At 65.1% G+C, this 24,969-nt stretch carries 23 protein-coding genes; 14 read left to right on the forward strand and 9 right to left on the reverse strand.

What is annotated here, in order from left to right; genetic code table 11:
• Nucleotides 1-23: 23 nt before the first annotated feature.
• Nucleotides 24-1,208, reverse strand: a complete 1,185-nt coding sequence (gene doeA, locus KAK09_RS14130) for an ectoine hydrolase DoeA (protein WP_210879585.1) — start codon at nt 1,206-1,208, stop codon at nt 24-26.
• A gap of 153 nt (nt 1,209-1,361) precedes the next feature.
• On the opposite strand from doeA, the gene KAK09_RS14135 reads away from it, so the two are divergent.
• The 5 genes from KAK09_RS14135 (at nt 1,362) to KAK09_RS14155 (ending at nt 7,427) form a co-directional block, all read left to right on the forward strand.
• Nucleotides 1,362-2,732 (forward strand): aspartate aminotransferase family protein, encoded by a 1,371-nt coding sequence (locus tag KAK09_RS14135; RefSeq protein WP_210879586.1) that lies wholly within the window; start codon nt 1,362-1,364, stop codon nt 2,730-2,732.
• A gap of 172 nt (nt 2,733-2,904) precedes the next feature.
• On the forward strand, nt 2,905-3,999 hold the full coding sequence (locus tag KAK09_RS14140; protein WP_418895535.1) for an ABC transporter ATP-binding protein: 1,095 nt from the start codon (nt 2,905-2,907) through the stop codon (nt 3,997-3,999).
• Nucleotides 4,000-4,087: 88 nt separating this feature from the next.
• The gene (locus KAK09_RS14145) at nt 4,088-5,161 is read left to right on the forward strand and encodes an ABC transporter substrate-binding protein (protein ID WP_210879588.1); all 1,074 of its coding nucleotides are present in this window, start codon (nt 4,088-4,090) and stop codon (nt 5,159-5,161) included.
• A gap of 80 nt (nt 5,162-5,241) precedes the next feature.
• Nucleotides 5,242-6,510, forward strand: coding sequence for an ABC transporter permease (locus KAK09_RS14150; protein ID WP_418895536.1), 1,269 nt, complete (start codon nt 5,242-5,244; stop codon nt 6,508-6,510).
• A 5-nt stretch (nt 6,511-6,515) separates the two neighbouring features.
• Nucleotides 6,516-7,427 (forward strand): ABC transporter permease, encoded by a 912-nt coding sequence (locus tag KAK09_RS14155; RefSeq protein WP_210879590.1) that lies wholly within the window; start codon nt 6,516-6,518, stop codon nt 7,425-7,427.
• A 16-nt stretch (nt 7,428-7,443) separates the two neighbouring features.
• Here the strand turns inward: KAK09_RS14155 and KAK09_RS14160 are convergent, their stop codons facing one another.
• Both KAK09_RS14160 and KAK09_RS14165 read right to left on the reverse strand, forming a co-directional pair.
• On the reverse strand, nt 7,444-8,061 hold the full coding sequence (locus KAK09_RS14160) for a TetR/AcrR family transcriptional regulator (protein WP_210879591.1): 618 nt from the start codon (nt 8,059-8,061) through the stop codon (nt 7,444-7,446).
• A gap of 86 nt (nt 8,062-8,147) precedes the next feature.
• Nucleotides 8,148-8,306: a hypothetical protein gene (locus KAK09_RS14165; protein ID WP_210879592.1), complete on the reverse strand. Its 159-nt coding sequence runs from the start codon at nt 8,304-8,306 to the stop codon at nt 8,148-8,150.
• Nucleotides 8,307-8,472: 166 nt separating this feature from the next.
• On the opposite strand from KAK09_RS14165, the gene mbfA reads away from it, so the two are divergent.
• Both mbfA and KAK09_RS14175 read left to right on the forward strand, forming a co-directional pair.
• Nucleotides 8,473-9,450 carry an iron exporter MbfA gene (mbfA, locus tag KAK09_RS14170; protein ID WP_210879593.1) on the forward strand — a complete coding sequence of 326 codons (978 nt, stop codon included), beginning with the start codon at nt 8,473-8,475 and terminating at the stop codon, nt 9,448-9,450.
• 104 nt (nt 9,451-9,554) lie between these two features.
• Complete coding sequence (locus KAK09_RS14175; protein ID WP_210879594.1) at nt 9,555-9,854, forward strand: type II toxin-antitoxin system prevent-host-death family antitoxin; 300 nt, start codon at nt 9,555-9,557, stop codon at nt 9,852-9,854.
• 43 nt (nt 9,855-9,897) lie between these two features.
• On the opposite strand, the gene polA is transcribed toward KAK09_RS14175, so the two are convergent.
• Both polA and KAK09_RS14185 read right to left on the reverse strand, forming a co-directional pair.
• Nucleotides 9,898-12,702 (reverse strand): DNA polymerase I, encoded by a 2,805-nt coding sequence (polA, locus tag KAK09_RS14180; RefSeq protein WP_210879595.1) that lies wholly within the window; start codon nt 12,700-12,702, stop codon nt 9,898-9,900.
• A 77-nt stretch (nt 12,703-12,779) separates the two neighbouring features.
• Nucleotides 12,780-12,959 carry a zinc-finger domain-containing protein gene (locus KAK09_RS14185; protein WP_210879596.1) on the reverse strand — a complete coding sequence of 60 codons (180 nt, stop codon included), beginning with the start codon at nt 12,957-12,959 and terminating at the stop codon, nt 12,780-12,782.
• Between the two features lie 74 nt (nt 12,960-13,033).
• Between KAK09_RS14185 and KAK09_RS14190 the strand changes: the two genes are divergently transcribed.
• Nucleotides 13,034-13,969 carry an ABC transporter ATP-binding protein gene (locus KAK09_RS14190; RefSeq protein WP_210879630.1) on the forward strand — a complete coding sequence of 312 codons (936 nt, stop codon included), beginning with the start codon at nt 13,034-13,036 and terminating at the stop codon, nt 13,967-13,969.
• A 3-nt stretch (nt 13,970-13,972) separates the two neighbouring features.
• Here the strand turns inward: KAK09_RS14190 and pyrF are convergent, their stop codons facing one another.
• Both pyrF and KAK09_RS14200 read right to left on the reverse strand, forming a co-directional pair.
• Entirely contained in the window at nt 13,973-14,668 is a 696-nt protein-coding gene (pyrF, locus tag KAK09_RS14195; protein ID WP_210879597.1) for an orotidine-5'-phosphate decarboxylase, read from the reverse strand.
• Nucleotides 14,669-14,761: 93 nt separating this feature from the next.
• Nucleotides 14,762-15,025, reverse strand: a complete 264-nt coding sequence (locus KAK09_RS14200) for a hypothetical protein (RefSeq protein ID WP_210879598.1) — start codon at nt 15,023-15,025, stop codon at nt 14,762-14,764.
• A 234-nt stretch (nt 15,026-15,259) separates the two neighbouring features.
• Between KAK09_RS14200 and clpB the strand changes: the two genes are divergently transcribed.
• From clpB to cobD, 4 genes are all read left to right on the forward strand, one after another.
• Nucleotides 15,260-17,875 (forward strand): ATP-dependent chaperone ClpB, encoded by a 2,616-nt coding sequence (gene clpB, locus KAK09_RS14205; RefSeq protein ID WP_210879599.1) that lies wholly within the window; start codon nt 15,260-15,262, stop codon nt 17,873-17,875.
• 95 nt (nt 17,876-17,970) lie between these two features.
• On the forward strand, nt 17,971-18,777 hold the full coding sequence (locus tag KAK09_RS14210; RefSeq protein ID WP_210879600.1) for a hypothetical protein: 807 nt from the start codon (nt 17,971-17,973) through the stop codon (nt 18,775-18,777).
• Nucleotides 18,774-19,712, forward strand: coding sequence for an adenosylcobinamide-phosphate synthase CbiB (cbiB, locus tag KAK09_RS14215; RefSeq protein WP_210879601.1), 939 nt, complete (start codon nt 18,774-18,776; stop codon nt 19,710-19,712). The genes KAK09_RS14210 and cbiB overlap by 4 nt, the downstream gene beginning before the upstream one ends.
• Nucleotides 19,713-19,719: 7 nt before the next feature.
• Nucleotides 19,720-20,697 (forward strand): threonine-phosphate decarboxylase CobD, encoded by a 978-nt coding sequence (gene cobD, locus KAK09_RS14220; protein ID WP_210879602.1) that lies wholly within the window; start codon nt 19,720-19,722, stop codon nt 20,695-20,697.
• A gap of 135 nt (nt 20,698-20,832) precedes the next feature.
• Here cobD and KAK09_RS14225 read toward each other — a convergent pair whose 3' ends face one another.
• Together KAK09_RS14225 and KAK09_RS14230 are read right to left on the reverse strand one after the other, a co-directional pair.
• Nucleotides 20,833-21,600: a beta-keto acid cleavage family enzyme gene (locus KAK09_RS14225; protein ID WP_210879603.1), complete on the reverse strand. Its 768-nt coding sequence runs from the start codon at nt 21,598-21,600 to the stop codon at nt 20,833-20,835.
• On the reverse strand, nt 21,597-22,919 hold the full coding sequence (locus tag KAK09_RS14230) for an aspartate aminotransferase family protein (RefSeq protein WP_210879604.1): 1,323 nt from the start codon (nt 22,917-22,919) through the stop codon (nt 21,597-21,599). Before KAK09_RS14230 ends, KAK09_RS14225 begins: the two co-directional genes overlap by 4 nt.
• 67 nt (nt 22,920-22,986) lie before the next feature.
• Between KAK09_RS14230 and KAK09_RS14235 the strand changes: the two genes are divergently transcribed.
• Together KAK09_RS14235 and KAK09_RS14240 are read left to right on the forward strand one after the other, a co-directional pair.
• Nucleotides 22,987-23,889: a MurR/RpiR family transcriptional regulator gene (locus KAK09_RS14235; protein ID WP_247651291.1), complete on the forward strand. Its 903-nt coding sequence runs from the start codon at nt 22,987-22,989 to the stop codon at nt 23,887-23,889.
• Between the two features lie 37 nt (nt 23,890-23,926).
• Nucleotides 23,927-24,898 carry a TAXI family TRAP transporter solute-binding subunit gene (locus KAK09_RS14240; RefSeq protein ID WP_247651292.1) on the forward strand — a complete coding sequence of 324 codons (972 nt, stop codon included), beginning with the start codon at nt 23,927-23,929 and terminating at the stop codon, nt 24,896-24,898.
• Nucleotides 24,899-24,969: the final 71 nt, after the last annotated feature.

Raw genomic sequence — 24,969 nt, forward strand, 5'->3', positions numbered from 1 at the left:
CGTGCCACCTGCGCCGAGGCTTGTCAGTCTTTCACATACATTTTCCGCGGGCGGTTGCAGAAGGTTTCCGCAGAGCCGCTTTCGGTGATGAGGATTGATTCGGTGATCTCAAGCCCCCAGTCCGACATCCAGAGACCCGGCATGAAGTGAAACGTCATGCCCGGCTCGAGTACGGTTTCGTCCTCGGCGCGCAAGGATATGGTGCGCTCGCCCCAGTCGGGTGGATAGCTGAGGCCGATGGGATAGCCGCAGCGCGCGCCGCGCTCGATCCCGGCACGTTCAAGAGGCGCGGCGAGCGCATTGGCGATGTCGCAGGCGCGGTTGCCTGCCTTTGCGGCCTCCAGCCCTGCCTCCAGCCCCTCGACCAGAGCCTTTTCGGCGTCGAGCAGGAATTGCGGCGGCTTACCCAGAAAAAGCGTCCGGCAGAACGGCGCGTGATAGCGGCGGTAACAGCCGGAAATCTCGAAGAATGTGGCCTCTCCGGTGGCAAATTCACGCCCGTTCCACGTCAGGTGCGGGGCGGCGGCATCGCTGCCCGAGGGCAACAGTGGCACGATGGCCGGGTAATCGCCCCAGGCCCCCTCCACGCCGCGGATCGCGTCGCGGAAGATCTCGGCCACGATCTCGTTCTTGGGGATGCCCGGCTCCACCCGTTCCATCAGGCCATCGGTGATCTTTTCCGAGATGAGCGCGGCCTTGCGGATGAATACCAACTCTTCTTCGGATTTTACCGTGCGTTGCCAGTTCACCAATGCGGTTGCGTCAAGGAATGTCGCCTCGGGCAGTTCTTCGCGCAGCGTCTGCATCGCCTTGGCCGAGAAATAGTAATTGTCCATCTCCACGCCGATCCGCTTGTCGGCAAGGCCCATGCCGCGCAGGCGCTCTGCCAGATCCTGCATCGGGTGGCGCTCGGTCGATTGAACGTAATTATCGGCATAGCCGATCACCCGGTCATCAGTCATCCAGACGGTGCGCACCGCGCCGTTGGCATCCTGGTTGCGCCCCCACCAGACCGGATCGGCCTCGGGCAGGACGATCACACCCTGATGCACATAGAAAGACCAGCCGTCATAGCCAGTGACCCAGTGCTGGTTCGACGGGTCGGTGATGAAGAGCACGTCCAGACCCTGCCGTGCCATGGCGGAGCGGGTCTTGTCGAGCCGGCGGGCATATTCCGCGTCGGAAAAGGGCAGGTCCTTGGTGATCATGGGCGCGTCCGTCCTGTGATTTGCCGCGCCATATTGAGGTTTTGGCTCTGATCTGACAAAGAAAATCCGTCAGACCATGTCGCTTTCAGACCAGAGAGCGGCCAGAATTTTCCGCAGCGCCCCTTGGCGCGCCCGTTCCCGAAAGGAAAGACGATGCTCAGAAACGATCAACTCGACCAATGGGACCGCGAGAATTTCTTTCATCCCTCCACGCATCTGGCGCAATTCGCGCGGGGCGAGGCCCCCAATCGGGTCATCACCGGGGGCAGCGGCTGCCATATCGAGGATCGTGACGGGAACCGCCTGCTTGATGCCTTTGCCGGGCTTTACTGTGTCAATGTGGGCTATGGTCGTCAGGAAATCGCCGAGGCGATCGCCGCGCAGGCGCGTGAGTTGGCCTATTACCACGCCTATGTGGGCCATGGCACCGAGGCGTCGATCACGCTGGCCAAGATGATCCTCGACCGCGCGCCAGCGCATATGTCCAAGGTCTATTTCGGCCTCTCGGGTTCGGACGCCAACGAGACCAACATCAAGCTGATATGGTATTACAACAACATCCTCGGGCGTCCCGAGAAGAAGAAGATCATCTCTCGCTGGCGCGGCTATCACGGCTCCGGGCTGATGACCGGCTCGCTGACGGGGCTGGAGCTTTTCCACAAGAAGTTTGATTTGCCGCTGGCGCAGGTGCTGCATACCGAGGCACCCTATTATTATCGCCGCGCCGAACTTGGGCAATCCGAGGCGCAGTTCACCGCGCATTGTGCGGCGGAGCTTGAGGCGCTGATCGCGCGGGAAGGGGCGGACACCATCGCCGCCTTCATCGGCGAACCGGTCCTGGGCACAGGGGGCATCGTGCCGCCGCCTACAGGCTATTGGGCCGCCATTCAGGAGGTGCTGGAGAAGCACGACATCCTGCTGATTGCCGACGAAGTGGTGACGGGCTTTGGCCGTCTCGGCACGATGTTCGGATCCGAGCATTATGGCCTGAAGCCTGACCTCATCACCATCGCCAAGGGGTTGACGAGCGCCTATGCGCCGCTCTCGGGCAGCATTGTAGGCGAAAAGATGTGGAAGGTGCTGGAGCAGGGCACGGACGAGAACGGCCCCATCGGCCACGGATGGACCTATTCGGCCCATCCCGTCGGGGCTGCGGCGGGGGTGGCGAATCTCAAGCTTCTCGACGATCTGGACCTCATCGCCAACAACCGCAAGGTGGGCGGCTATCTCAACCGCACCATGGCCGAGGCGCTGGCGGATCACCCGAATGTCGGCGAGGTGCGCGGCGAGGGGATGCTTTGTGCGGTGGAGTTTGTGAAGGACACGGACAGCCGCACATTCTTTGATCCCGGCGACAAGATCGGCCCGCAGATTGCCGCCGCGCTGGCCGCTGATCACGTCATCGGGCGTGCCATGCCGCAGGGTGATATCCTCGGTTTCGCGCCGCCCTTCTGCCTGACGCGCCAAGAGGCGGACGAGGTGGTGGACAAGACGTTGAAGGCGGTAAGATCGGTTCTGAACTGAGCGCTCTTTCCTGATTTGACGGATTCGCGGGCTATTCGCCCCAGAGGTTCGCGAATCCGGCTAAAAACGTCGCAGATCGCTTGCATCGGACAAAGTTTGGCGCTTAAGTCGTGTGCGAACGTGGAAAAACCACGATGTAAAGTACAGGGAGTATCGGTTGTCCGGAACATCCGTGAGGGATGCGTTCGTAGAGTTCGAACGTGTGCAGAAAAGTTACGACGGCGAAACGCTTGTCGTGAAGGATCTCAATCTTAGCATTCCCAAGGGCGAGTTTCTGACCATGCTCGGGCCGTCGGGTTCGGGTAAGACAACCTGCCTGATGATGCTGGCGGGGTTCGAGACCGCGACCCATGGCGATATCCGTCTCGAGGGGCGGCCCATCAACCACATTCCGCCGCACAAGCGCGGGATCGGGATGGTGTTTCAGAATTACGCACTTTTTCCGCACATGACAATTGCCGAGAACCTGAGCTTTCCACTCGAGGTGCGCGGCATGGGCAAATCCGAGCGCGAGGGCAAGATCCGCCGCGCGCTCGATATGGTCGAGATGGGCGATTTCGGCGGGCGGCGCCCGGCGCAGCTTTCAGGCGGACAGCAGCAGCGGGTCGCGCTGGCGCGCGCGCTGGTGTTCGAGCCGGAGCTTGTGCTGATGGACGAGCCGCTTGGCGCGCTTGACAAGCAGCTGCGGGAAAAGATGCAGTTCGAGATCACGCACCTGGCACATAATCTTGGGATCACAACGGTTTACGTCACCCATGATCAGACCGAGGCGCTGACCATGTCGGACCGGGTGGCGGTGTTCAACGATGGCAAGATTCAGCAGATTGCGCCGCCGGACGAGCTTTACGAGAGCCCGCAGAACAGCTTTGTCGCGCAGTTCATCGGCGAGAACAACACGCTGGAAGGGACTGTGAAGGAAATCAAGGATGGTGTGGCCGTGGTCGAGCTTGATGATGGCGAACTGATCGACGCCAAGCCTGTCAATGTCGAGAGGCCCGGCGACCGCACGCTGGTTTCCATCCGGCCCGAGCGGGTCGAATTCAACCGCGAGCGGCTGCGCGCGGGGGTGCACACGCTCAAGGCCGAGGTGGCCGAATTCATCTACATGGGCGATATCTTCCGCACCCGACTCAAGGTGGCGGGGCGGGACGATTTCATCATCAAGACCCGCAACGCCCCCGATCAACGCCGCCTGCAACCGGGTGAGGAGATCGAGATCGGCTGGTTGCCGGAGGACTGCCGGGCGCTCGATCTGCCGACGCGCTAGACCAAATACCCCGCGCGCGGAACGTGTGCGGGGCTAATACGGTCGGGGCGCAAGAGGCGTTCCGGCCCGATAAACTCAGGGAGCAACCATGAAAAAGACACTTATCCTCACCACCGCCCTGACCGGGATGGCATTCGCCGCCTCGGCGCAGGAAGTCACGGTCATGTCTTGGGGCGGAGCCTATACCAAGAGTCAGGTGGAAGCCTATCACAAGCCCTTCACCGCCGAGACCGGTATCCGTGTCAATTCGGTCGACGCCGACAACCCGGCCACGCCGATCAAGGCGCAGGTCGAGGCGGGCAATGTCACTGTGGACGTGGCCGATATCGAACTGGCCGATGCTGTGCGGCTTTGCGACGAGGGGCTGTTGGAGGTGATCGACCATTCGGCGCTTCCGCCCGCGCCCGACGGCACCCCCGCGACCGAGGATTTCCTGGCTGCCGCGATGGTCTCGGACTGTGCCGTGCCGTCGATCGTGTGGTCCACCGTGGTGGCCTACAACACCAACAACGTGAGCGGCACGCCGACCACGCTGGCCGATTTCTTCGACACCGCGACGTTCCCCGGCAAGCGCGGCGCGCGCAAGGACCCGACATCGCTTCTGGAAATGGCGCTGATGGCCGATGGTGTGCCTGCCGGTCAGGTCTATGATCTGCTGTCAACCGACGCGGGCGTGGACCGCGCCTTTGCCAAGCTCGACACGATCAAGTCCGATGTCGTGTGGTGGGAAGCGGGCGCTCAGCCGCCGCAGCTTCTGGCCGATGGCGAGGTGGTGATGTCCACCGCGTATAATGGACGTATCTTCAATGCGCAGTTGACCGAGGGCCAGCCCTTCGGCATCATCTGGGATGGTCAGATCCTTGATTTCGACCTTTTCGTGATCCCGAAAGGTGCGCCCAACAAGGAAGAGGCGCTCAAATTCATCAGCTTCTCGACCGATACGCAGCGTCTGGCGGATCAGGCGGCGTGGATCAGCTACGGTCCGGCGCGTGCCTCGTCCGCGCCGCTCGTGGGCCTGTTCAACGATGGCAAAACCGAGATGGGCCCGCACATGCCGACGGCGCCCGAGAACCTTAAGAACGCGCTGGCCAACGACTTCGAGTTCTGGGCCGATCGCAAGGTTGAGCTGACCGAGCGGTTCAACGCCTGGCTTCTGCGCTGATAGCCCGAGACAGGACCGGGGCGCGCGTGCGGCCCGGTCCACGCGCGCCCCGGCGCGGACGAGATGAGGGAATGACCGACATGGCCGATACCGCCCAGATGCAGACCGACGTTGCCGGCGCACTGCGCACGCCCGATGGCCGGCCGCTCAAGCAGGCGCTGGCACAGGCCGAGCGGCGTGCGAAAATCCGGGCGTTTCTTCTGGTGCTGCCGCTTCTGGCCTTTGTGCTTCTGACCTTCATCATTCCCATCGGGCAGATGCTGTCGCGTTCTGTCCTGAACGACACGTTCAGCGCCAATATGCCCGCGTTGACCGAATGGTTCCGAGAGAATCCCGGTGCCCAGCCGGACGAGGCCGCGTTCGAGGCGCTGGTGCTCGATCTGCGCGTGGCGCGCGAGAGCCGCACGCAGGGGGCGGTCGGCACGCGGATCAATTACGAGGTGCCGGGGACGCGCTCTCTGTTTACCGGAACGGCGCGTCGGGTTGACAGCCTCGAGCCGCCCTTCCGTGAGGCGGTGCTCGACGTGGACGAGAACTGGGCGCGGCGCGATCTCTGGGCTGCCATGCGTTCGGCTGCGCAGCCCGTCACGCTCAACTTTTACCAAGCGGCGGTGGATCGCAAGATCAGCCCCGAAGGCAGGTTCCAGCGCGCTGACGATCAAAGCCGCATCTATGTCAAGCTTTTCATCCGCACCTTCTTGCTTTCCCTCGTTATCACGGGGCTTTGCCTCATCCTCGGTTTTCCCGTGGCGCATCTTCTGGCGGTGCTTCCGATGCGCAAGGCGAGCCTGCTGCTCATTCTCGTGCTTTTGCCCTTCTGGACATCGCTTCTGGTGCGCACGACAAGCTGGATGGTGCTCTTGCAGGGGCAGGGGGTGATCAACAACACGCTGGTGGCGCTCGGTATCTTGAGCGACGATGGCCGCCTGGCGATGATGTATAACCAGACCGGCACCATCATTGCGATGACGCATATCCTGCTGCCCTTCATGATCCTGCCGCTTTATTCGGTGATGAAGACCATCCCGCCAAGCTATGCCCGCGCTGCGCGCAGTCTGGGGGCCACAAGCTGGACCACCTTTCGCCGTATCTATGTGCCGCAGACCGTGCCGGGGATCGGCGCCGGGGCGATCCTCGTCTTCATCCTCGCGGTCGGGTATTACATCACGCCCGCGCTTGTGGGCGGGGCCACCGGCACGCTGATTTCCAACCAGATCGCCTTTCACATGCTGAGTTCGCTGAACTGGTCGCTGGCAGCGGCACTGGCGGCGATGCTGCTGGCGGCCGTGCTGGTGCTCTACTGGGTCTATGATCGCATCGTCGGTATCGACAACATGAAACTGGGATAGGACCGATGGCGCTTCCGATCTACGCATCTCCGCTCGAACGGCTCTGGCATTACGTCTATCTCGTGCTCTGCGGGCTGATCTTCTTCTTCCTGATCGCGCCGATCCTTGTGATCATTCCGCTCAGCTTTAACGCCGAGCCTTATTTCACCTTCACCCAGAAGATGCTGACCTTCGACTCCGAGGGCTATTCGATGCGCTGGTATGACAACCTGCTGACCTTCGGGATGCAGGAGCCGGGCGCGGCGCGTGATGGCAACTGGTGGGCGGATGTCTGGACCAATGCCGCTTGGGTCAAGGCCGCCAAAAACTCAGTGATCATCGGGTTTTTCGCCACGATCCTCGCTACCTCGCTAGGCACGCTGGCGGCGCTTGGCCTGTCGCGGCCCGAGATGCCCTATCAAAAGGCGATCATGGCCGTTCTTATCTCGCCCATGATCGTGCCGATCATCATCACGGCGACGGGGCTGTTTTTCTTCTACTCCGCCACCGGGCTTGCCAACAGTTATCTGGGCGTGATCCTGGCCCATGCGACGCTTGGCATTCCCTTCGTTATCATCACCGTGACGGCGACGCTTGCGGGGTTCGACCGTTCGCTTTTGCGCGCCTCGGCCAATCTCGGGGCCGGTCCTGTGCGCACCTTTTTCAAGGTGCAATTGCCGCTCATCACGCCGGGTGTGGTGTCGGGGGCGCTTTTCGCCTTTGTCACCTCGTTCGACGAGGTGGTGGTGGTGCTCTTCGTCGGCAGCCACGAGCAACAGACCATTCCGCGCCAGATGTGGAACGGTATTCGCGAACAGATCAGCCCGTCGATCCTTGCGGTGGCGACGCTTCTCGTGATCATTTCCATAGCCCTGCTGACAACGGTAGAACTGCTGCGCCGTCGGTCCGAGCGGCTGCGGGGGATGTCCCCGACCTGAGCAAAATCCGCGCCGCTCAGGCGCGGTATCTTGCAAGAAACATCTCGACCGCGCCATCCGCTACGCGGTTCATGGCAGTGTTGTCGGGGCTTTGGCACAGCCCGCAAAGCGCGCGCACGAAAAGATCACCCTTGCACAGTTCGACAAACTGATCGGCGGCAAGATCCATGTCCTCGATTCGGAGCGCGCCGCGCTCGACATAGACGCGCAGCACGAGGCTCAGCCGGTCGCGCGCAAGTTTTGGACCGGATGTGTAAAAGCGCCGCCCCAGTTCGGGAAAGCGATGCGATTCCGCCACGCAGATGCGAAACACCTGCTGGCCGAAATCCGACAGATAAAACCGCAAGATACGGTCTGCCACCTCGCGCAGAAGCGTCTCGACTGATTGGGTAAGGTCAAAGGCGTCGATCGCCTCATCGGCCTGTCGGTTGCATTCCAGCCGCGCCACTTCGGAGAACAGGAGCCGCTTGTCCGGGAAATAGCTGTAAAGCGTCGCCTTGGATACCTTGGCTTCGCGCGCGATTTCATCGACGCTCGCGCCCTCGAACCCGTCGCGCATGAACACGCGCCGCGCCCCTTCGAGCACCTGATCGAATTTGCGCCCTTTCTTGATTTCCGTGGCCTGAGCCGTCATGCGTCTCTCCCCCTGAACTACGAGTGTAGTCAGGCCAGGGGGAGGGGTGCAAGCCTGTGCGTGACCGGCAGGAGGCGACGGGCGCGTTACTTCAAGGGCTTGACGGTGCCTTGCTTCACCGTCTGCGGGGCAGGGTCCGGGAAGGTGAAGGTCGGGGTGAGCGTGCTTGAGTCGAAATTGAACGCCAGCGCCGGGGTGGCCGTCAGCGCGACCGAGAGGAAGAGAGCGGTGAGGGTCTGTTTCATGGTCGTCTCCACAAGTAAACCGTTTGGTTTACTTTATATCGACGCCCGACCGTCCCGCGTCAAGCCATATTGAACAATACAGTTCACTTTGAGTCAAAGGTTGGCTTTGCCATCGTGATATTCGCGTTATAAAAGTAGTTTAGAATAATTCCAGAGAGGCTGCCCCATGATTCCCGGTATCTCGTCGCGTCGGCGGTTCAGCGACCTGAGCGAGCAGGAAATCCTTGCGCTTGCAATATCTTCCGAGGAGGATGACGCGCGGATCTACCGCTCCTATGCCGAGATGTTGCGTGCCGATTATCCTGATACAGCCGCGATTTTCGAGGGCATGGCCAAGGAAGAGGACGGCCACCGCCAGCGCCTGATCGAGTTGCATCGCAGCCGCTTTGGCGAGGTCATCCCGCTGATCCGGCGCGAGCATGTGGCGGGGTTCTATGCGCGGCGTCCGGTCTGGCTGGTGGAAAATCTCGGGATCGAGCGTATCCGCGCCGAGGCGGAGGGAATGGAACGGGATGCCGAGACATTCTACCTCAAGGCCGCGAAGGCCAGCAGCGATGCGGCGACGCGTAAGTTGCTGGGCGATCTGGCCGCGGCCGAAGCCGGGCATCAGGCGCGCGCGGGTGAGTTGAAGGAGGCGCATCTGAGCGAGGATGTGCTTGAAAAGGAACAAAGAAAATCACACCGTCAGTTCATTCTCACCTGGGTGCAGCCGGGGCTTGCGGGGCTGATGGACGGCTCTGTCTCGACGCTCGCACCGATCTTTGCCACGGCCTTTGCCACGCAGGACACCTGGACGACCTTTTTGGTCGGGCTGGCGGCGAGTGTGGGGGCGGGAATCTCGATGGGGTTCACCGAGGCGGCGAGTGACGATGGCGAATTGTCGGGGCGGGGCAGCCCGGTAAAGCGCGGATTTGCCTCGGGAATCATGACCACGGTGGGGGGGCTGGGTCATGCGCTGCCTTATCTCATTGCCGATTTCTGGACCGCCACCACAATCGCATTCATTATTGTTTTCGTGGAGTTGTGGGCGATCGTCTGGATCCAGAACCGTTATATGGACACGCCGTTCTTTCGGGCGACCTTTCAGGTGGTGCTGGGGGGCGCGCTGGTCTTTGCCGCGGGGGTGCTGATCGGCAGCGGCTGAGCCGATGGGGGCGTGCACCCTGTGCCATGTGCACACGGTTTGTGGACGCAGCCGGGAGGGTGCCGGACGGTGGCGCAGGGCGGCATTAACCGGGGCGGGGGAGGGTGGCCCATCTGCCCCGATCCTGCCCCCCGATCCTGCCCGAGGTGCCGCCCGTGATCATCGACGTCAACAGCCGCCAGTTCCGCAGCCACCTGCGCGCCTATCTCGATCATGTGATGATGACCGGCGACCGGGTGCTGATCCATCGCCACGGCACGCCCGTGGCGGCGCTGGTCTGCAAGCAGGATTTCGAGGCGCTGGAAGAGGTGTCGAAACACGAGGCGGTTCTTTTTGACCATGTGCAGCAGCAGCAACGGGACCGGTTCCGGCTGATGAAGGGAAAGATGCGGCGGAGGTGGTGAGGGATAATCGCCGCGCCGCGACCCGTCGACAGGCCGCCCCCCCTCAATGCGCCTCGGCCCAGTTCGCGCCGACGCCTGCGTCCACCACGAGCGGCACGTCGAGGTGGATGGCCGGCCGGGGGGCGGATTGCATCACGTCGCGGGCGATCTCGGTGAGGCGATCCACGGCGCTTTCCGCCACTTCGAAGATCAGTTCGTCATGGACCTGAAGCAGCATCTTCGCGGGCAGGTCCGCGATAGCGGCAGGCATCCGGATCATGGCGCGGCGGATGATGTCGGCGGCGGTGCCCTGAATCGGCGCGTTGATCGCGGCGCGGCGGGCGAAGCCTGCGCGGGGGCCACGGGCCGAAATCTCGGGGGTGTGGATGCGGCGGCCAAAGAGGGTCTGGACGTGCCCGTGTTCCTTCGCAAAGGCAATCGTGTCGTCCATATAGGCGCGGATGCCGGGGAAACGCTCGAAATAGCGGTCGATGAAGCCCTGCGCCTCGCCTCTCGGGATGCGCAGGTTGCGCGCGAGGCCAAAACCCGAGATGCCGTAGATCACGCCGAAATTGATCGCCTTGGCGCGGCGGCGGATCTCGGGGGTCATCTGGTCCATGGGCACGCTGAACATCTCCGACGCTGTCATGGCGTGGATGTCCTGACCGTCGTGGAACGCCTGCTTGAGGCTGTCGATGCCCGCGACATGGGCGAGGATGCGCAATTCGATCTGGGAATAGTCAAGCGATACGAGGCGGTGGCCGGGGGCGGCGACGAAAGCCTCGCGGATGCGGCGGCCCTCTTCCGAGCGCACGGGGATGTTCTGGAGGTTGGGATCAGTCGAGGCGAGGCGGCCGGTATTGGCACCGGTCTGGACGTAAGATGTGTGGACGCGGCCCGTGTCGGGGTCGATATGGTCCTGAAGCGCATCCGTATAGGTGGATTTGAGCTTTGACAGTTGCCGCCAGTCGAGCACGCGGGCGGGCAGGTCGTGCTCGGTGGCGAGGTCTTCGAGCACGTCGGCACCGGTGGCATAAGCGCCGGTTTTGCCCTTCTCGCCGCCCGGAAGGCCCATCTCGTCAAAGAGGATCTCGCCCAGTTGCTTGGGGGAACCGACGTTGAAGCTGCGACCCGCGAGGGTGTGGATCTCTGATTCCAGCGCGGCCATCTTTTGCGCGAACTTGCCCGACATGGCGCGCAGGGTGGCGCGATCGACGGTGATGCCCGCGCGCTCCATCGCGGCCAGCACCGGCACGAGGGGGCGTTCGAGCGTCTCGTAGACGGCGGTGACGCGGGCGCGGTGAAGCTGCGGCCTGAAGGTCAGCCACAGGCGCAGCGTGATGTCGGCATCCTCGGCGGCATAGCCGGTGGCGGCGTCGATCGGCACACGGTCAAAGGTGATGGCGGATTTGCCCGAACCAAGGAGGGTCTTGATGGGAATGGGGGTATGGGACAGATAGCGCTCCGAGAGCGTGTCCATGCCGTGCCCGTGCAGCCCGGAATGCAGCGCATAGGACAGGAGCATCGTGTCGTCGATGGGCGCGATGGCGAGGCCATGATTCGCGAGGATCTTGGCGTCGTATTTCATGTTCTGGCCGATCTTGAGAATGGCGTCATCCTCGAGAATTGGCCGGAGCGCGGCGAGGGCATCGTCAAGCGGGATCTGCCCCTCGGCCAGCGCGTCGGAGGAAAAGAGATCGCCCGAAGCGCCATCCTTGTGCGCCAGCGGGATGTAGCAGGCGCGCCCCGGCGCGGTGGCGAGCGAGATGCCGACAAGCGCGGCCTGCATCTCGTTGAGCGAGGTGGTTTCAGTGTCAAAGGCCACATAGCCCTGGGCGCGGATCGCGGCGAGCCAGGGGGCGAGCGTCTTGAGATCGCGGATGCACTCGTATGTTTCGGGGGCGATGGCGGGCCAGTCAGGCGTCTCGGCGGCTGCCTCGTCGCCCCGTTGCGGGGCCGGCTCGGGGAGGATGGGTGCCTCGCGGCCAAGCGCCTCGGCGATACGCCTTGACAGCGTGCGGAATTCCATCCGCGCGAGGAAACCCAGAAGTGTGTCGGGGTCCGGGTCGCGCACTTCGAGGTCGTCGAGGGTGAATCCGAGCGGCGTGTCGCAGTCGAGCTGCACGAGGCGTCGGGACAGCTCGATCTGGTCGCGCATCTCGATCAGGGTCTGGCGGCGTTTGGGCTGGGGGATTTCCCCGGCGCGGTCGAGCAATTCCTCGAGCGAGCCAAACTCGTTGATCAGAAGCGCCGCTGTCTTGATGCCGATGCCGGGTGCGCCGGGCACGTTGTCCACGCTGTCGCCTGCGAGCGCCTGCACATCGACCACGCGCGAGGGATCGACGCCGAATTTCTCGCGCACGCCATCGGCGTCGATGCGGCGGTTCTTCATCGCGTCGAGCATCTCGACCCCGTCGCCGACAAGCTGCATCAGGTCCTTGTCGGACGAGATGATCGTCACCCGCCCGCCTGCATCGCGCGCGCGGCAGGCCAGCGTGGCGATGATGTCGTCGGCCTCATAGCCCTCGATCTCTTCGCAGGCGATGTTGAAGGCGCGGGTCGCCTCGCGGGTCAGCGGGATCTGCGGGCGCAGATCCGCGGGCATTTCCTCGCGGTTGGCCTTATACTCGGGGTAGAGATCGTTGCGGAAGGTATGGCTGCCCTTGTCGAAGATCACCGCCACATGGGTGGGCGCGTCATGGCCGTTGTTGCCCTCGACATAGCGTTGCAGCATGTTGCAGAACCCTGCGACCGCCCCGACCGGCAGCCCGTCGGATTTGCGCGTCAGCGGCGGCAGCGCGTGATAGGCACGGAAGATGAAGGACGAACCGTCGATCAGGTGCAGATGACAGCCTTTGCCGAATGACATCGGACGCCCTCCCGTTCAGGCTTCATCGTTCCAAAAATACTCAAGTCGTGACGCGGCCACAGGTGCGCGGCGACGGCTCAGATCTTGCCCTCGAAATCGTGGTGGATGAGTTTGGCGTCGCAATAAGGGCATTCCACATAGCCGCGCTCCTGGGGAATCTGGAGCCAGACGCGGGGATGGCCCAAAGCGCCCTCGCCGCCGTCGCAGGCCACGCGATAGCTCTCGACAATGCGGATTTCGGGGGCTGCGGTCACCATCGGGAGATTTCCTTTTGCGAAGCGTTGGACTAGGTCGGACTATGATGGAACGCGCGGCGGGGGGCAAGAGCGGCATGGGGCAGAACGCCATCGAAATCCGGGGTCTGGTCAAGACCTATGCGGGCGGGCGGCACGGGCCGGAAAAGCGCGCGCTGAAGGGTGTCGATCTGGATATCCCGCAAGGCTCGGTTTTCGGTCTGTTGGGGCCGAATGGCGCGGGCAAATCGACGTTGATCAACATTCTGGCGGGTCTGGTCATCAAGACGGCCGGGCAGGTGACGATCTGGGGCTTCGATCAGGACCGCAACCCGCGTCAGAGCCGGGCCGCCATTGGTGTCATGCCGCAGGAGTTGAACCTTGATCCGTTCTTTACCCCGCGCGAGGCGCTGGAGGTGCAGGCGGGGCTATACGGCGTGCCGCGCGCGCAGCGCCGCAGCGACGAAATCTTGCGGATGGTTGGGCTGGAGGACAAGGCCGGGGCCTATGCGCGCACGCTGTCGGGGGGGATGCGGCGCAGGCTTCTGCTGGCCAAGGCGCTGGTGCATCACCCGCATGTTCTGGTGCTCGACGAGCCGACGGCGGGGGTGGATATCGAGTTGCGCCAGATGCTGTGGGAGAATGTGCGCCGTCTCAACCGCGATGGCATGACGATCATCCTGACCACGCATTATCTGGAGGAAGCCGAGGAGATGTGCGACGAGATCGCCATCATCAACGAGGGCGAGGTGGTGGCGCGCGACAGCACGGCACGTCTGCTGGGGCGGCTTGACGGCAAGACGATGATCATTCAGCCCGAAAGCGAGGTCACGGCGCTGCCCGAGGGGCCGGGGCTGGAGGTGACGCGGCGCGCGGACGGGGCGATCGTGATCGCCTATCGCGCCGGAGAGACCGGGGCCGAGGCGGTGCTGGCAGCGGTGCGGGCAGCGGGGATCAGCATCCGCGACGTGCGCACCGAGCAGGCGGATTTGCAGGATGTGTTTCTGGATCTGACGCGCAGCCGGGCGGGCTGAGGGTCACAGGCGACCCAACTCTCCAAGGATCGCCAGCGCCGCCGCGCGCGGGTCTTGCGCGGCCCAGACAGGGCGGCCGACGACGATGTGATCGGCGCCGTCGCGCACCGCTTGTGCGGGTGTGGCGACGCGCTTCTGGTCGCCCAATGCGCTGCCTGCGGGGCGCACGCCGGGGGTGACGATGAGGCGGCCGGTGGCCTCTGGCAGGGCGCGGATCATCGCCGCCTCCTGCGGGCTGGCGATGACGCCATCGGCCCCTGCGTCAAAGGCGCGCGTGGCGCGTTCGGCTACAAGATCGGGCAGATCGCCCGGCTTGATCAGCCCTGCGTCCAGATCCGCGCGGTCGAGCGAGGTGAGGATCGTGACGGCGAGAATTTTCAGCGGCTTGCCGCCCGCCCCTTCCTTTGCTGCGCGCACCACATGGGGATCGCCATGCACGGTCAGGAAATCGAGATCGAACCGCGCCAGCCCGCGCACAGCGGCCTCGATGGTCGCGCCGATGTCGAAAAGCTTCATGTCGAGAAAGATGCGCTTGCCATGCTCCTGCTTGAGCTCGTCGGCCAGCGCGAGACCGCCTCCGGTGAGCATCCCGAGACCGATCTTGTAGAACGAGACGGCATCGCCCAACTCTCCGGTCAGGTTCAGCGCCGAGAGCGCGTCGGGCAGGTCGAGGGCAACGATCAGGCGGTCGTCGGACATGTGGGCACTCCGGACAAGGGTATCGGGCGGTTTCGGGCCTTGTCGCGATGTGCCGAAGGGCCGTCAAGCCCCCTGTCGGATCGACCGCCGGCTTCAGGCGGCCAGAGCGGGTGAGGTGCCGCAGGTCGGCGGCGCGGCGTGGCGCAGCCGCAGGGCCGCGCGGCCCGAGCGATGCGCGTCGAGCGCACGGGCACGCAGGCGGCGCATAACGTAATCGAAAGCGGCGGTCATCGGCGCGGGCAGATCGACCGGATAGGCGAAACGCGCGCCGTCCGCGATGATCTCGGCGAGGGTCTCGAAGCTGCCGGTCTCGGGGTTGTAGCGGACCGGGCCGAGGGTCAGGTGCAGTTCCGGCATGGTGCTTCTCCTTGTCTGGCGGACGCTATGCCTGTGGATAACTTATGAAAATCTGGGGATTCCATGGTGTTGCGCCAAGGGGCGTCACAAGAATGTGCATTTTTCGACAATCCCTCGTGCGGGCGGCTTGAACCTCACGGGGGTGTTACCCATGTCTGCCTAAAGGTTCCCGACCGTCGCACGCCTATCGCAGGGTGCGGGCAGAGGGGAACGCTTGGGAAAAGGAGAATGCCCATGGACTTCAACAAGTTCACGGAACGGTCGCGCGGATTTGTGCAGGCCGCCCAGACCATCGCGATGCGTGAAAGCCATCAGAAACTTGCCCCCGAACATATCCTGAAGGCGCTTCTGGACGATCCGGAGGGGCTTGCCAGCAATCTTATCAAGCGTGCGGGCGGCGATCCGGCGCGTGTGGCGCAGGCCAATGATCTGGCGCTGGGCAAGATTCCGCAGGTCTCGGGCGATGCGGGCCAGACCTATATGGACCAGCAGACCGGCAAGGTTCTGGCCGAGGCCGAGAAGCTGGCGGCGAAGGCCAAGGACAGCTTTGTGCCGGTGGAGCGGATCCTTTGCGCGCTCGCCGTCGTGCGCTCGCCCGCCAAGGACGCGCTGGAGGCCGGTGGCGTCAGCGCGCAGAAGATCAACGAGGCGATCAACGACCTGCGCAAGGGCCGCACCGCCGACACGGCAAGCGCCGAGGACACCTATGAGGCGCTCGATAAATACGCGCGCGACCTGACCGAGGCGGCGCGCGAGGGCAAGATCGACCCGATCATCGGCCGCGACGACGAAATCCGCCGCGCGATGCAGGTGCTGAGCCGCCGGACCAAGAACAACCCGGTTCTGATCGGCGAGCCGGGCGTGGGCAAGACCGCGATCGCCGAGGGGCTTGCGCTGCGCATCGTCAATGGCGACGTGCCCGAATCCTTGCGCAACAAGCGGCTTCTGGCGCTGGACATGGGCGCGCTGATTGCGGGCGCGAAATATCGCGGCGAGTTCGAGGAGCGGCTGAAGGGTGTGCTCAACGAGGTGACGCAGGCCGCGGGCGAGATCATTCTCTTTATCGATGAGATGCACACGCTGGTGGGCGCGGGCAAGACGGATGGCGCGATGGATGCCGCCAACCTGATCAAGCCGGCGCTGGCGCGCGGCGAGTTGCACTGTGTGGGCGCGACCACGCTGGATGAATACCGCAAGCACGTGGAGAAGGACGCAGCCCTTGCCCGCCGGTTCCAGCCGATTGTGGTCGAGGAGCCGACGGTCGAGGACACGATTTCCATCCTGCGCGGGATCAAGGAAAAATACGAGCTGCACCACGGGGTGCGCATCTCTGATTCGGCGCTGGTGGCGGCGGCGACGCTTTCGCATCGCTATATCACCGACCGGTTCTTGCCCGACAAGGCGATCGACCTGATGGACGAGGCGGCGTCTCGGCTCCGGATGGAAGTGGACAGCAAGCCCGAGGAACTGGACGCGCTCGACCGCGAGATCCTGCAAAAGCAGATCGAGGCCGAGGCGCTCAAGAAGGAGGACGACGCGGCCTCGAAGGACCGGCTGGCCAAGCTGGAGCGGGAATTGGCCGAGTTGCAGGAACGCTCTGCCGAGATGACGGCGCAATGGCAGGCCGAGCGCGACAAGCTGGCAAGCGCGCGCGACATCAAGGAGCAGCTTGACCGCGCCCGCAGCGATCTTGAGAGCGCCAAGCGCGAGGGCAATCTCGCCCGCGCCGGGGAATTGTCCTACGGCGTGATTCCGGGGCTCGAAAAGCGGTTGGCCGAGGCCGAGACGCAGGGCGACGAGATGATGGTCGAGGAGGCCGTTCGGCCCGAGCAGATCGCGCAGGTGGTCGAACGCTGGACCGGGATCCCGACGGCCAAGATGCTGGAGGGTGAGCGCGACAAGCTGCTTGGCATGGAGGCGAACCTGCATCGCCGCGTGATCGGGCAGGATCAGGCCGTCAAGGCCGTGGCCAATGCGGTGCGGCGCGCGCGTGCGGGGCTCAACGATGAGGGGCGCCCCTTGGGCTCGTTCCTCTTTCTTGGCCCCACCGGCGTGGGCAAGACCGAGCTGACCAAGGCGGTGGCCGAGTTCCTGTTTGACGATGACAGCGCCATGGTGCGCATCGACATGAGCGAGTTCATGGAAAAGCATTCGGTCGCGCGGCTCATTGGTGCGCCTCCGGGCTATGTGGGCTATGAGGAAGGTGGCGTGCTGACCGAGGCGGTGCGGCGCCGGCCCTATCAGGTGATCCTGTTCGACGAGGTCGAAAAGGCGCACCCGGAGGTGTTCAACGTGCTGTTGCAGGTGCTTGATGATGGCGTGCTGACCGATGGTCAGGGGCGCACGGTCGATTTCAAGCAGACGCTGATCATCCTCACGTCGAACCTTGGTTCTCAGGTGTTGAGCCAGTTGCCGGAAGGCTCGGACGCGGGCGAGGCCAAGCGCGGTGTGATGGAGGCGGTGCGGGCGCATTTCCGGCCCGAGTTCCTTAACCGGCTGGATGAGATCGTGATCTTTGACCGGCTCACGCGGCCGCAGATGGATAGCATCGTCGATATCCAGATGGCACGGCTTCTCAAGCGGCTGGCGGTGCGCAAGATCACGCTGGCGCTTGATGACGCAGCGCGCAAATGGCTGGCCGACGAGGGCTATGATCCGGTCTATGGCGCGCGCCCGCTCAAGCGGGTGATCCAGAAGGCGTTGCAGGATCCGCTGGCGGAGGGGCTTTTGGCGGGGGATATCCTCGACGGGGCCACGGTGCCGGTGACCGCCGGGCCCGAGGGCATCATCATCGGCGAGCGCGTGGGCACGACCCGGCAGGAGCCGCCGGCCGACGCGGTGGTGCATTAAGCCAGGCAGGCCATCGCCCGGCGGGGCAGTGGCCTGTTTCGGCCTCGACTTTTGCGCGGTGGCGTGACACTTCGCCAAGTCGAAAGGATGGGCCGATGCGGGACGAGAGCGCGTCAGCGGCCCGGCAGGCGGTGCGCGTGTCGGGCCATTTCGGGGAATGGATGCAGGGGCGGCTGGGGCCTGAAGGGCCGGTCGCCCTTGTGACATTGTGCTGCCCCGTTCTCGGCGTGTGTGCGCCGGGGGGCGATGTGCGGCTCTCGGACCTGTTCAACGAGGCGCGGCTGACGGGGTTCGCGGCGGCGCTGGGCCTTTGCGGCGATTGGCCGGGGCTGTCCTGCGACATGCCGTTGGGTGCCGGCGCGGGCGCCTCGACCGCGTGTCTTGTGGCGGCGGCGCGGGCCTGCGGGTTCGACGGCACGCCGGAGCGGCTGGCGCGGGCCTGTCTGGCGGTGGAGGGGGCGAGCGATCCGTTGATGTATCCCGCCCCTGACCGATTGCTCTGGGCGTCGCGTGAGGCGCGGGTGGTGGCGGCGCTGCCGCCGGTGCCGCGCGCCGAGATCGTCGCCGGCTACTGGGGTGCGCCGGTGCGCACCGATCCGGCGGATTGCGATTTTCCCGACATATCGGACCTCGTAGCGAGGTGGCGCGGGGGCGGCGAACTGGCGCTCTTGGGGGCGCTGTCAAGCGAGGCGGCGCGGCGCTCTGATGCGTTGCGGGGGCCGGGCGATCCGATGACGGCCCTCGCGCGCGATCTCGGGGCTCTGGGCCATACGCGTGCGTATACTGGTGCGGCGCGGGCGCTGATCTTTGCGCCCGGCACGGTGCCCGAAGGGGCCGAGGCGGCGCTTTGCGAGGCGGGGCTGACGGGGGGCTTTCGATTTGTCACGGGGGGCGGCGCATGAGCTTTGCGGGCATGATGCTGGTGGGGCTGGCGATTGATCTGGCCCTCGGCTGGCCTGGCTGGCTCTATGAAAGGGTCGGGCATCCGGTGACATGGCTGGGCGCGGTGATCGCGTGGCTGGAGCGGTTGGCCAATCACGGCGAGCGATCCATACGCATTGGTATGGGCGCGCTCTGCGTGGCGCTGGTTCTGGCCGTTGCGACCGGGCCTGCGCTGCTGGTGCAATGGCTCTTGCCCGACGGGATCCCGGGCGTGATCCTTGGCGGGGTTCTGGCCTGGCCGCTGATTGCGCTGCGCTCGATGCATGTGCATGTGGCCGCTGTGGCAGCACCTCTGGCGGCGGGCGATCTGGCCGCGGCGCGCGCGGCGGTGGCGATGATCGTGGGGCGCGACCCGAACACTCTCGATGAGGCGGGCGTGGCGCGCGCGGCGATCGAGAGTCTTGCCGAGAATACCGGCGACGGGATCGTGGCACCGGTGTTCTGGGGCGTGGTGGCGGGGCTGCCGGGGATCGCCGCCTACAAGGCGGTGAACACGCTCGATTCGATGATCGGGCACCGGAGTGCGCGTTACGAGGCCTTCGGCAAGGTGGCGGCGCGGCTCGACGATCTGGCGAACCTGATCCCTGCGCGGCTGACCGGGGTACTTTTTGCGCTGGCCGCGCCGCGCGAGACAGGGCGCGCGCTGCGGGTGATGATGCGCGACGCGCGGGCGCATCGCTCGCCCAATGCGGGCTGGTCCGAAGGGGCGATGGCAGGGGCGCTGGACGTGCGCCTGTCCGGGCCGAGGATTTACGGCGACAGGGTGAGCGAGGAGCCGTGGCTTAACGGTGGGGCGCGCGATCCGGCAGCAGGCGATCTGCGGCGGGCGCTGCGGCTTTACGCGCGCGCCATGGGGCTGATGGCGCTTGCGCTGGGGGCGCTCTGGCTGGTCTAAGGCGGGCATGACGGCGCTCAGGGATCACGGCGGTAATCTGGATGCGGCGCGGCTCTGCCATGGCGGTGCGGCGGCGGAGTGGCTTGATCTGTCCACGGGGATCAACCCGGTGCCCTATCCGATGCCGGTTCTGTCCGCGCGCGCGTTGACGGCACTGCCGACGCGCGAGGATATGGCGGCGCTGAGTGTGGCGGCGGCAGCGTGCTATGGCACGAACGCGGAAGTGGTGCCGCTGGCGGGCGCGCAGGGGGCGATACAGGCGGTGCCGTATCTTGCCGCGCGCGATGTGGCGCGGGTGCTGGGGCCGACCTATAACGAACATGCCGCCGCTTTGCGCGCGGCGGGCTGGGCGGTGGCGGAGGTGGCCGAGACAGCGGCGCTTGCCGGGGCCGATCTGGCGGTGGTGGTCAATCCCAACAATCCCTGCGGGCGACGGCACGCGCCCGAGGCGCTTCTGGCGCTGGCGGGTCAGGTGGGGTGCCTGGTGGTCGATGAGAGCTTTGCCGATCCCGAGCCGGGGTTGTCGTTGGCCCCGATGCTTGACGGGGTGGGCAACGTGGTCGTGCTGCGGTCCTTCGGCAAGTTCTACGGGCTGGCGGGGCTGCGGCTGGGCTTTGCGCTTTGCGGCGGCGCGCTTGCAAAGCGACTGAGGGAGATGGCGGGGCCGTGGCCCGTCTCTGGCCCGGCGATCGAAGCGGGTCGCGTGGCGCTTGGCGATGCGGACTGGCAGCGGGCGACGCGCGAAAGGCTGGTGCGCGATGCCATGCGGCTTGACGCGCTGGCGGAGGCGGCGGGGTGGCGGCTGATCGGGGGCACGCCGCTTTTTCGCAGCTATCATGCGCCTGAGGCGGCCGAGGCGCAGGAGAGACTGGCCCGCGCCCGGATCTGGACGCGGATTTTTCCGTGGTCGGGGACATGGATCCGGCTTGGTCTGCCGGGACCGGAGGAAGATTGGGCGCGGCTTGCGGCGGCGCTCAGGGGGTAAGCGACACGTCTTGCCTCTCGCTTCCCGGCATCCCCGTGAAAACGGGGATCTCTTGTGGGCCAGAGACCCTCGGGTCATGCCCGAGGGTGACGGGTATCTGTTTGGTCGGTCGTGGGCAAACGGCACGGGGGAGCGTCAGTCAGGGGCCGCAATTGCGGCCCTGACCGCGCGCACGCGGTCGGCATTGTCGCGGGCGAGCCGGCCGTCAGTGTGCCACAGGCTGTTCTCGAACCCCACGCGTAGCTTGCCGCCCGCCTGATGCGCGGCCTTGAGGCAGGCGGTCTCGGCGCGGCCAAAGGCGCAGACGGCCCAATCGGCGGGTATGTCGCGGGCGCGCAAGCGGTCGAGGAACGGCGCGAGGTCGCGCGTGTCGCTTTCCTGCCCGGCGCTGTAGCGGCCAAGCACGAAGATGAGTTGCAGATCGGTCGCTGCCAGCAGGTCGGGCGGCAGGAGCCGCGCGAGAAGATCGAAATCGTCCGCGTGGTAAAGGATGTGCTGCACCGAGATGCCGCGCGCGGCGCAGGTGGCGTAAAAGGGCGTTGCGGCCTCGGCCTCGGCGGCCATTTCGCGCAAGGCGACCGAGACCATCGCCGCCCCCGCCTCGAGCGCCACGGCGCGCTGGTGCGGGGGCGCGTAGAGGCCCGCCGCCTCGGTCGTGATCTGGAGCGTCATGGCGGGCACGGTTTGGCGCAACTCCGCAAGCGCCTCGCGATAGGCCCCGGCGTCGAGCAGGTGTTGACCTTTGGCGTCGCGCAGATGCAGGTGCAGCCCGTCCGCACCCGCCTCGGCACAGGCGCGGGCGGTCTCGACGATCTCGGGCAGGGTGAGCGGCAGGGCGGGATGATCGGCCCTGGTACGGCGCGCGCCGGTGGGCGCGACCATCAGACGGGGGAGCGCGGTCATGGCAGGACGGTGCGCAGCGCGGTGGAAAGCTTGTCCACCAACTCGGCGATCTGGGTGTCGTCGATGATGAAGGGCGGCGCAAGCAGCACATGATCGCCCTGCCGCCCGTCGATGGTGCCGCCCATCGGATAGCAGATCAGCCCGGCCTCGAAGGCTGCGGCCTTGAGCGCCTTGTTGATGGCGCGCTCGGGGGCGAAGGGCGTCTTGGTGGCGCGGTCCTCGACGATCTCAAGCCCGCGGAACATGCCGCGCCCGCGAATGTCGCCGATATGGGGGTGCTGGCCAAACGCCTCTTGCAGCGCCGCGTCAAGCCGCGCGCCCATCTTGGCAGCGCGGGCGGTCATGCCTCCGGCGGTCAGCTTTTCGACCACCACATCGGCGGCGGCGCAGGCGATGGGATGGCCGATATAGGTGTGCCCGTGCTGGAAGAAGCCCGTGCCCTGCTCGATGGCGGCATAGATCGCGCCCGAGCACAGCATCGCGCCGATGGGCTGATAGCCTGCGCCCAGACCCTTGGCGATGGTGACGATATCGGGGCGCACGCCGTCCTGTTCGCAGGCGAACAGCGTGCCGGTTCGGCCCATGCCGCACATCACCTCGTCTAGGATCAGCAGGATGCCGTGACGGTCGCAGATCTCGCGGATGTGCCTGAAATAGCCGGGCACGGGGGGCACCGCGCCCAGGGTCGCGCCGACGACCGGCTCGGCCACGAAGGCGATGACGGTTTCGGGGCCGAGACGGTTAAGTTCCGCCTCAAGCTCACCCGCCACGCGCAGGCCGTAATCCTCGGGCGATTCGCCGTCCTCGCGCCCGCGATATTCGAAACAGGGCGCGATATGCGAGGTTTCGACCATCAGCGGCGCAAACGGCTCTCGCCGCCACAGGTTGCCCCCCGTTCCGAGCGCGCCAAGGGTGTTGCCGTGATAGCTCTGCCGTCGGGCGATGAAACGGGTGCGGCTGGTCTCGCCCTTCTCAAGAAAATACTGGCGGGCGAGCTTGAGCGCGGCCTCGACCGCCTCGGACCCGCCGGAGACGAAATAGACCCGCTCGATCCCCTCGGGTGCATGGGCGATGAGGCGATCGGCGAGGCGCTCGGCCGGCTCGGAGGTGAAGAACCCGGTATGGGCGAAGGCGATCCGGTCGGCCTGATCCTTGATCGCCTGCGTCACCTCCGGGTCGGAATGGCCAAGGCAGGAGACCGCCGCGCCGCCCGAGCCGTCGAGATACTGCTTGCCGGTTGCGTCGATGATATAAGCCCCCTCGCCACGCATGGCGACGGGGGGGTGGGCGCGGGTGTGGCGGGGAAAGACATGGGTCATGGCGGCGTCCTTTGATGCTTGGCGCCAGTGAAACAAATCAATCAAGTGTTGACAATAGATGAAACGAATGGAACGACTTGTTTCAATGAATATCCGGGGGGACCATCTGGCCGCGTCGTTCGAAGAGCGTATGGCCCGCAATTTCGACCGCCTCAGCGACAAGCTGCGGCTGGCGGCAGAGTATGTGGCGGCGCATCCGGTGGATATTGCCACGCGGTCGCTGCGTGTGGTGGCGCAGGAGAGCGGGCTTGCGCCGGCGACCTTTTCGCGGCTGGCGCGGGGGCTGGACTATGACAGTTTCGAGGAGTTGCGCGAGGCGATGCGCGCCAAGATCGGGCGGCGTGTCAACAGTTTCGCCGAACGCGCCGGACGGCTGCAAACGGCGCATGAGGCGGGTGAGACCGGGTTTGTCGAGGCGCATGTGACCGCCTGTCAGAGCAACCTTCAGACGCTGTTGAGCGATATAGACAGGGCCCTTCTGGAGCGCACGGTGGAGCGGCTCCATGCGGCGCGCAACGTGCTTTTGTTCGGGGCGCTTGGCTCGACCGGCGTTGTGGAATACCTTTCCTATATGGCGAATTTCTGTTCGGGAAACTGGTCGATGGCTGGGCGCATGGGGGCCTCGCTCGGTGCGGCGCTGACGGGAATGGACGCGCGCGATGCGCTGGTGATCGTGACCAAGCCGCCCTATGCGACCCGGTCGATCGAAGCGGCGCATATGGGCGCGGCGCAGGGGGCCTTCGTGGTGGTGATCACCGACAGCCCCGCCTGTCCGGCCCTGTCTTCGGCCTCGGCGGGCTTCGTGCTGCCCACCGACAGCCCGCATTTCTATTCGTCCTACGTCACCACGCTGGCCTTCATGGAGGTTCTGGTGGGCATGCTGGTCGGCCGCGCAGGCAGCGTGGCGCGCGCCCGCATCGCGCAGGTCGAGGAAAGCAGCCGTCGTCTTGGAGAGGTCTGGGACGGCTGATATCAACCGCAACAACATCAATCAAAGGGAGAACATGATGTTTGACAGGTTCAAGTTCACGATGACCGGCGCGGCGCTTGTCGCGTTGATGGCCCCGGCCGCCATGGCCGAGGAGTTCATCACCATCGGCACCGGCGGTGTCACCGGGGTCTATTATCCCACCGGCGGCGCGATCTGCCGTCTGGTCAACAAGGACCGCAAGACGCACGGCATCCGCTGCTCGGTGGAATCGACCGGCGGCTCGGTCTACAACCTCAAGACCATCCGCGCGGGCGAACTGGAATTCGGCGTCGTGCAATCGGACTGGCAGCACCATTCCTTCAACGGCACCTCGGACAATTTCGCCGCTGATGGCCCGTTCGAGGAGCTGCGCGCGGTGTTCTCGATCCATCCCGAGCCGTTCACCGTGGTGGCGCGCGCCGACAGCGGCATCAAGACCTTTGACGATCTCAAGGGCAAGCGCGTGAACCTCGGCAATCCCGGCTCGGGCGCGCGCGGCACCTTCGAGGTGGTGATGGAGAAGATGGGCTGGAGCGTCGGCGATTTTGCGCTGGCCGCCGAACTGCGCCCCGCCGAGCAGAGCCAGGCGCTGTGCGACAACCAGATCGACGCGATGGTGTTCACCGTGGGCCACCCCTCTGGCACCATTCAGGAGGCCACCACCGCCTGTGACAGCATTCTGGTCAACGTGACCGGCCCGGCGATTGAAGAACTGATCGCTGAAAACGCCTATTACCGCAGCGCGACCGTGCCCGGCGGCATGTATCGCGGCACCGACGCGGATGTGGCGACCTTTGGTGTCGGCGCGACCTTCGTCACCTCGGCCAATGTCTCGGACGAGGCGGTCTATACGGTGGTCGCGGCGGTGTTCGACAATTTCGACGATTTCCGCGGGCTGCACCCGGCCTTCGCCAATCTCGACCCCAAGGAAATGGCAAGCGCCGGTCTCTCGGCGCCGCTGCATCCTGGCGCGGCGAAGTATTACAAGGAAAAAGGTCTGATCGACTGATCGGATCCTGATTCTGGCCGGGGCGGCACGTCGCCCCGGCTATTCCGGTTTTGGAGATTTCAGGTAAGCGC

The organism is Roseovarius autotrophicus, from assembly GCF_018069895.1.
GTDB classification, from domain to species: Bacteria; Pseudomonadota; Alphaproteobacteria; order Rhodobacterales; family Rhodobacteraceae; genus Roseovarius; species Roseovarius autotrophicus.

Bases quoted from the DNA above. Each gene is read 5' to 3' on its own strand.
- doeA (WP_210879585.1), bottom strand. From the start codon at position 1,208: ATGATCACCAAGGACCTGCCCTTTTCCGACGCGGAATATGCCCGCCGG.
- KAK09_RS14135 (WP_210879586.1), top strand. From the start codon at position 1,362: ATGCTCAGAAACGATCAACTCGACCAATGGGACCGCGAGAATTTCTTT.
- KAK09_RS14145 (WP_210879588.1), top strand. From the start codon at position 4,088: ATGAAAAAGACACTTATCCTCACCACCGCCCTGACCGGGATGGCATTC.
- KAK09_RS14150 (WP_418895536.1), top strand. From the start codon at position 5,242: ATGGCCGATACCGCCCAGATGCAGACCGACGTTGCCGGCGCACTGCGC.
- KAK09_RS14155 (WP_210879590.1), top strand. From the start codon at position 6,516: ATGGCGCTTCCGATCTACGCATCTCCGCTCGAACGGCTCTGGCATTAC.
- KAK09_RS14160 (WP_210879591.1), bottom strand. From the start codon at position 8,061: ATGACGGCTCAGGCCACGGAAATCAAGAAAGGGCGCAAATTCGATCAG.
- KAK09_RS14165 (WP_210879592.1), bottom strand. From the start codon at position 8,306: ATGAAACAGACCCTCACCGCTCTCTTCCTCTCGGTCGCGCTGACGGCC.
- mbfA (WP_210879593.1), top strand. From the start codon at position 8,473: ATGATTCCCGGTATCTCGTCGCGTCGGCGGTTCAGCGACCTGAGCGAG.
- polA (WP_210879595.1), bottom strand. From the start codon at position 12,702: ATGTCATTCGGCAAAGGCTGTCATCTGCACCTGATCGACGGTTCGTCC.
- KAK09_RS14185 (WP_210879596.1), bottom strand. From the start codon at position 12,959: ATGGTGACCGCAGCCCCCGAAATCCGCATTGTCGAGAGCTATCGCGTG.
- KAK09_RS14190 (WP_210879630.1), top strand. From the start codon at position 13,034: ATGGGGCAGAACGCCATCGAAATCCGGGGTCTGGTCAAGACCTATGCG.
- pyrF (WP_210879597.1), bottom strand. From the start codon at position 14,668: ATGTCCGACGACCGCCTGATCGTTGCCCTCGACCTGCCCGACGCGCTC.
- KAK09_RS14200 (WP_210879598.1), bottom strand. From the start codon at position 15,025: ATGCCGGAACTGCACCTGACCCTCGGCCCGGTCCGCTACAACCCCGAG.
- clpB (WP_210879599.1), top strand. From the start codon at position 15,260: ATGGACTTCAACAAGTTCACGGAACGGTCGCGCGGATTTGTGCAGGCC.
- KAK09_RS14210 (WP_210879600.1), top strand. From the start codon at position 17,971: ATGCGGGACGAGAGCGCGTCAGCGGCCCGGCAGGCGGTGCGCGTGTCG.
- cbiB (WP_210879601.1), top strand. From the start codon at position 18,774: ATGAGCTTTGCGGGCATGATGCTGGTGGGGCTGGCGATTGATCTGGCC.
- cobD (WP_210879602.1), top strand. From the start codon at position 19,720: ATGACGGCGCTCAGGGATCACGGCGGTAATCTGGATGCGGCGCGGCTC.
- KAK09_RS14225 (WP_210879603.1), bottom strand. From the start codon at position 21,600: ATGACCGCGCTCCCCCGTCTGATGGTCGCGCCCACCGGCGCGCGCCGT.
- KAK09_RS14230 (WP_210879604.1), bottom strand. From the start codon at position 22,919: ATGACCCATGTCTTTCCCCGCCACACCCGCGCCCACCCCCCCGTCGCC.
- KAK09_RS14235 (WP_247651291.1), top strand. From the start codon at position 22,987: ATGGAACGACTTGTTTCAATGAATATCCGGGGGGACCATCTGGCCGCG.
- KAK09_RS14240 (WP_247651292.1), top strand. From the start codon at position 23,927: ATGTTTGACAGGTTCAAGTTCACGATGACCGGCGCGGCGCTTGTCGCG.